Annotated in this window: 1 protein-coding gene and 2 pseudogenes; 2 read left to right on the top strand and 1 reads right to left on the bottom strand. The window is 57.0% G+C overall.

All coding sequences use genetic code 11. From position 1 onward, the window contains the following. Together L284_RS41675 and L284_RS41670 are read left to right on the top strand one after the other, a co-directional pair. Window positions 1-611, top strand: a pseudogene (locus L284_RS41675) (IS5 family transposase); the annotation flags it as partial. 200 nt (window positions 612-811) lie between these two features. After that, window positions 812-1,213: an acyl-CoA thioesterase gene (locus L284_RS41670; RefSeq protein ID WP_327194225.1), complete on the top strand. Its 402-nt coding sequence runs from the start codon at window positions 812-814 to the stop codon at window positions 1,211-1,213. On the opposite strand, the pseudogene L284_RS41665 reads toward L284_RS41670, so the two are convergent. After that, window positions 1,205-1,690 (bottom strand): annotated as a pseudogene (locus tag L284_RS41665) (transglutaminase-like domain-containing protein); the annotation flags it as partial. The gene L284_RS41670 and the pseudogene L284_RS41665 overlap by 9 nt on opposite strands. Window positions 1,691-1,738: the final 48 nt, after the last annotated feature.

Genomic DNA, 1,738 nt, shown 5'->3' with positions numbered 1-1,738 from the left:
GAGGTCCCGGAACGCTATGGTCCGTCGACGACCTGCTACAACCGGTTCATCCGCTGGCGAAAGGCTGGAGTGTGGGACCGATTGTTGGCGGCGGTTTCCGCCGGTTTCAACGGCGAGTTGGTGATGATCGATTCCACTTGCATGCGCGTCCACCAGCACGGTGCGACGGGCAAAAAGGGGGATCCGGCAATCATGGCATGGGACGTTCCCGGGGCGGCCTTACGACCAAACTCCACGCTCTTGTCGACGCTGATGGACGTCCTGTCGGACTGCGACTGACGGGTGGCCAGGTCCATGATGCATACGAAGCTGAAGCGCTGATCGAGGCCATTCCCGAGGGTGCCACCCTGCTCGGTGACAAGGGCTATGACAGCACGGCCATTCGCGAGGCGGCCGCGGCCAGAAACATCTGGGCCAACATTCCCAACCGCTCCAACCGTAAGCAGCGCTTCGGCTTCTCGTCATGGCTCTACCGCCAGCGTAATCTCGTCGAGCGCTTCTTCAATCGGATCAAGCAGTTCCGGGGCATCGCCACCCGATATGACAAGGATGCTGCCAACTATCTCGCGGCCATCAAGCTCATATGCGTCAGGCTGTGGTGCAATGCGTAATGAGTCCACGCCCTAGTAAAGGACAAAGGGGAGCCTTGGCGGCCCAATATCCGTCGCAGGCGACGTTTCAGCTTGGTTCTTGTACGCGCTTTTAAAAAAATAGATAGTGGCGACTGGGTTCTCATCCAAAAATGAATCCGGAATGTCATATCGATGTGATACATGACATCATGAATTCCGCGCAAATGCATGATTGCCCTTTGAGGATCGAAATCGACGACATCGACTTCATGGGGCACGTTAATAATTCCATATATTTGAAATGGTTACAGGCAGCTGTCATCCAACATTGGCAGAGGGTCGCATCGCCTCGGGCGATTACAGAATATCTATGGATCGCGCTCAAACATGAGATCACGTACCGCAGACCGGCATTCCTTCGCGACCAGCTGACGGCCAATGTGCTGCTGGAGCAGGTCCGGCGAAAAAGCGCATTCTACGAAACGACGATCCGGCGCGGCAGCGAAGTGATTGCCGAGGTGAAATCGCGCTGGTGCTGCGTTGATGCCGTGACACAGCGTCCGGTCCGGGTGTCAGCCTCCGTAATGGCATGTTTCTTTCGCGAAGCCGCCGATGAGCAGACCGCTCCAGCATTACAGTGAAGCAAGGCCCAATCTGTCTTCGTCGGTGTAGATGTCGAACCGGGAAAGTGTGACACGTCCGAAGGTCATCGTCAGTGCCGCATCAGCCGCATCACGTCCTCGCGCCATCAATATTCGCCCGCTGCGAGGGCGGTTGTGCCTTGCATCGAAGACATACCAGCGATCGCCCAGCCACACTTCGAACCATGCCGAAAAATCCATTTCGCCTAGTGGCTTTGGCAAGTCCATGTCACCGAGATATCCTGTACAGTAGCGTGCGGGTATGTTCATGCAGCGGCACAGCGTGATCGCCAGATGGGCAAAGTCGCGGCAGACACCTTCGCGCTCCTCGAACACGTCCCGCGCTGTCTTTGTCGGCCGCGCCTTCATGTAGTCGAAGCGGACGTGACGATGTACAAAATCCACGATGCCTTGGACCAGTGCCCAGCCCCGAGGGGTTTTGCCGAACAGATCCCATGCCACTTCGCTCAGCCTGTCGCGCGACATTCAGGGTGAGGAAGCGCGACAAACAAGATGAGAATCCTG

The organism is Novosphingobium lindaniclasticum LE124, assembly GCF_000445125.1.
Taxonomy (GTDB): domain Bacteria; phylum Pseudomonadota; class Alphaproteobacteria; order Sphingomonadales; family Sphingomonadaceae; genus Novosphingobium; species Novosphingobium lindaniclasticum.
This window is presented reverse-complemented; position numbering and strand designations above follow the sequence as displayed.